The organism is Algibacter sp., from assembly GCF_049667265.1.
Lineage (GTDB): Bacteria > Bacteroidota > Bacteroidia > Flavobacteriales > Flavobacteriaceae > Algibacter_B.
The window spans coordinates 1-4,095 of record NZ_JBATHX010000013.1 but is presented as its reverse complement, the minus strand read 5'-3'; the positions used below and the strand labels follow the sequence as shown (position 1 = coordinate 4,095).

Below are 4,095 nucleotides of genomic sequence, written 5' to 3'. Positions count from 1 at the left end.
CTACTATGATGAATGCAAATTATGTTGCCCAGTACTTCAATATTTCTGGGATAGAGGCAAATATTGAGCAAGGCGGAAGAGGTTTTGCTAGAATATTACCAAACTTGTATTTATTAGGTTTATTAGCTGAAGATTCTAATGATACGCGTGATGATAACACCTATTTCAGGTTGAAATTTTACTACACTTCGGGTGACAGAGTTGGTGAGGAAGTTGATAACTATGCACCTATAACAGATCTTTCTAATCCAAGTAGCAACTATACAACTTACTATCAAAGAATGCATCCTTGCTGTATAAAATTTGCGCAAGAAGATGATAATCCAGACTCTTATTTAAACAGAAGTAATATTACGGTTTACAGATTGGCAGAAACTTATTTAATAGCTGCAGAAGCTATAATGAGATCAACAGGTGATCCATTACCATATATTAACGCAGTTAGAACTAGAGCGGGTGCAACACCTGTTGCAAGTGTAAATCAGCAAACTATTTTAGACGAACGTGCAAGAGAATTGGCTTTTGAAGGTCAACGTTGGTTTACATTAAAAAGAATGGGGCAAAGCGTTATTGATTTTCAAATTACAAGTTATGCTGGTGATGGTGAATATTTCCCAAATAATTTAGGATCTAAAGACCCAAGAACAAACTGGCAATCGCATTTTATTAACTGGCCAATTGCACAAAGAGATATGGATTTATTAGGCTCCAGTTATCCTCAAAATGATGGTTACTAAATCTATAATTAATTAATAGCATAATTTAGTTTAGTTTAGTTTATTTGTAAATCTAAGGGCAGGTTAGCTGTCCTTAGGTTTTAATTTTATTAATAACTCGGCTAAAATTAAATCATCTTTTTATTTAATATTTTAACCCTATAAAATCATATGATTTCTTTTAGAGACAATTTCTTAGCCATTTTTTTACTTTTTTGTTTTTGTTCATGCGATACAATTTCAAATGATAACATCACGTTTGCTAACAATGTAGTGGTGGCTCATCGTGGCGCATGGAAAACGGATAATTTGCCTAAAAACTCGATTGCATCCTTAAGAAAAGCAATAAGTTTGGGATGTACGGGTTCTGAATTTGATGTAAGAATGACTGCCGATAATGTGTTAATTGTTACTCACGATGCTGATTATAGTGGTCTGGAGGTTGAAGAATCTACCTATGAGCAACTTTCAAAATACAAATTACCAAACGGCGAAATACTTCCAACTTTAAGAGATTATATTTCCGAAGGATTAAAAAATAATGATTCCACAGGATTGGTTTGTGAAATTAAACCGTCGAAAATTGAAGGACGAAATTTAATTATGGCTGAAAATGCCATAAAATTGGTTAGGGAATTAAAGGCTGAATCTTATATATTAAGTTATATTAGTTTTAGTTATGAAATCCTTAAGAAAATACATGACATAGACCCAAATGCTAAAACACAGTATTTGGATGGTTCAAAAACTCCTAAACAGTTAAAAGAAGATGGTATTAAAGGTTTAGATTATTTAACTTACAAATTCAAAAATCGCCCAGAATGGATTTCAGAAGCCAAAGAAAATGGGTTGATTTTAAATTCTTGGACTGCCAATGAAACTGAAGATATAGATTGGTTGTTAGCCAATAATTTTGATTACATCACTACTGATGAACCCGAACTTGCTTTTGAAAGAATAAAAAAAAGTCCAATTAGCAAGGGGTATGAATTAGTTTGGAGCGATGAGTTTAACTATAAAGGCAAACCAGATAGCGACAAATGGGCTTTTGAGTATGGTTTTATAAGAAACGAAGAAAAGCAATACTATGTTGATAGTTTAAAAAATAGCAGAGTAGAGAATGGGTTGTTAATTCTGGAAGCCCACAAAGAAAAAATAAAGAATGAGGCCTTTGTTTCAAAAAATGCTAAAGGATGGAAAAACAATTGGCAATTTGCTGAATATTCTGCTCCAAGTCTCACAACTAAAAATATTGCAGAATGGACGTACGGACGCGTCGAAATAAGAGCAAAATTACCCAAAGGTGTTGGTCTGTGGCCCGCGTTCTGGATGCTTGGTGCAAACCAAGATGAGTTGCATTGGCCTGAATGTGGTGAAATTGATATTATGGAGCATGTAGGTTTTCAATCGGATTCTATATTTGGAACCATTCACACAAAAGCCTATAATCATATGAAAGGTACACAAAAGGGAAAAAAGGCATATATTGAAAATCCGTATGACTCCTTTCATGTTTTTGCGTTGGAATGGACTCCTGAAAAAATGGATTTCATATTAGATGATACCGTTTATAATCATATTCAAAATGAGCATAAAACAACTGATGAATGGCCTTTCGATCAAGATTTTCATCTTAAAATAAATATCGCCGTTGGTGGTATGCTTGGGGGTCAAAAAGGAATTGACGATTCAATTTTTCCGCAAAAAATGGAAATCGATTATGTTCGAGTTTTCCAGAAAAAAGATTAATAACATGAGAATTTTATCCATTTTAATATTAAGTTTTATTGTTTTATTAACAAAATGTAAAGGTGAAATAAATACAGATATTCATGATAAAATGGAAGGTCAGAGCGTAAAGGTTATGACATATAATATAAGGTTGGACACAGAATCTGATGGTGAAAACGCATGGCCATACAGAAAAGATTTTTTAAGTTCTCAGGTTCTTTTTTACGGTCCAGATGTTTTAGGTGTTCAGGAAGCACTTCCTAATCAAATGCTTGATTTAAAAAACGCTTTTAAAAATTATAACGCTATTGGAATAGGAAGAAATGGTGAAAATAATGGTGAATATTCAGCCATTTTTTATAATGCACAAAAACTAAAAGTTGAAAATGAAAACACGTTTTGGCTTTCAGAAAATCCTAACGTAATTTCTAAAGGTTGGGATGCCGCTTATCCGAGAATTTGCACCTACGGTTTGTTTACAGCAATCAAAAGCAATCAGAAATTTTGGGTGTTTAATACACATTTGGATCATGTTGGTGCCCAAGCACAAACTCAAGGAATTCAACTTATCCTAAAAAGGATTGAAACATTAAATCCTGAAAATTTCCCCGTTGTTCTGATGGGTGATTTTAATGTGGAACCCAATAGTGAATTAATTGCAAATCTTAATCAAAAAATGAACGATTCTAAATCAATAGCAAAAATCAATTTTGGTTCAAACGGAACATTTAATGGTTTCAATGTTAGCCAACCTGTTACTAGAAGAATTGACTATATTATGGTTTCAAAATCAAATATAGAGGTTGAAAAATATGGTGTTTTGTCTAGTATGGTCGATTTAAAATATCCATCTGATCATTTTCCTGTAATCACCGAATTAATTTTAAAATAGGAGAAAAGCTTTTTCGAGTTTAATGTTCAGAAAACAAAAGAGCTCGATAATTGTATTTTTTTGATGGTTCCAAAAACGATATTTAGGCAGGCCTTTTAACTCTTGTAAATTGAAAAAACCATAATATTTGATGTCTGGATATGGTTTTTGTTAAACTAAGGTCCCAACTTCTTAATCTGTCATCAGGAATTGCATTTGAAGCATTTAAAACCAAATACAGAGGTAAGTCATCAACTTCAATTTTAGATAAGGAGGTCTCTAAATATTTGCAAAAAGAATTCTTTTCCCTACAATAAAAATCATACAAAATATTAGCATTAGTTTCAAGGTCAATTTTTTTTGAAAAACCTTTAATAGAAATATTGTTTTGTGATTCGGCAAGCCAACATAACCAAGCTAGTTCATTGTTTTCAGTAGCACTAAAAAGAGATTCACCTTTAACAAAATTGGTTAAGGCTTCTTTAAGTAAATCTCTTCGAGTGTGCCAAGGACAAAATTTCGTATATGTCATTAAATGCTCATATTGATCCTTGTTAACCATTTTGTTTTCATTTAAACTTACCTGTTTAAAAGAAGGTTTAGTTTGGTAAACGTGTATTTTATTTACATTATATATGCCAGCTATGGTATGCTTAATTATATTTAAAGGCCCAAGATGTTTGGCTTTTTTATTAATCGCTTTAAATGTATTCGCTAAATTAATTAACGATCGAATATCCATTCTAAAAAAGGGTAGTGTTCTTTTTAAGTTATCTA

General features: G+C 32.2%; 4 protein-coding genes. 3 read left to right on the top strand and 1 reads right to left on the bottom strand.

Features of this window, described 5'->3' with window-relative positions; genetic code table 11:
• The 3 genes from WBN21_RS00505 to WBN21_RS00495 all read left to right on the top strand — a co-directional run.
• On the top strand, positions 1-737 hold a 737-nt coding region (locus tag WBN21_RS00505), incomplete at its 5' end, for a RagB/SusD family nutrient uptake outer membrane protein (protein ID WP_424197361.1).
• Positions 738-887: 150 nt separating this feature from the next.
• Positions 888-2,465, top strand: a complete 1,578-nt coding sequence (locus WBN21_RS00500; RefSeq protein ID WP_424197360.1) for a family 16 glycosylhydrolase — start codon at positions 888-890, stop codon at positions 2,463-2,465.
• A gap of 4 nt (positions 2,466-2,469) precedes the next feature.
• Positions 2,470-3,339: an endonuclease/exonuclease/phosphatase family protein gene (locus WBN21_RS00495; RefSeq protein ID WP_424197359.1), complete on the top strand. Its 870-nt coding sequence runs from the start codon at positions 2,470-2,472 to the stop codon at positions 3,337-3,339.
• Positions 3,340-3,421: 82 nt separating this feature from the next.
• Here the strand turns inward: WBN21_RS00495 and WBN21_RS00490 are convergent.
• Positions 3,422-4,095 (bottom strand): hypothetical protein (locus tag WBN21_RS00490; RefSeq protein WP_424197358.1); only part of this gene is annotated, 674 nt, incomplete at its 5' end.

Excerpts from the sequence above, each read along its gene's own strand:
- WBN21_RS00495 (WP_424197359.1), top strand. The coding sequence starts at position 2,470 with ATGAGAATTTTATCCATTTTAATATTAAGTTTTATTGTTTTATTAACA.
- WBN21_RS00500 (WP_424197360.1), top strand. The coding sequence starts at position 888 with ATGATTTCTTTTAGAGACAATTTCTTAGCCATTTTTTTACTTTTTTGT.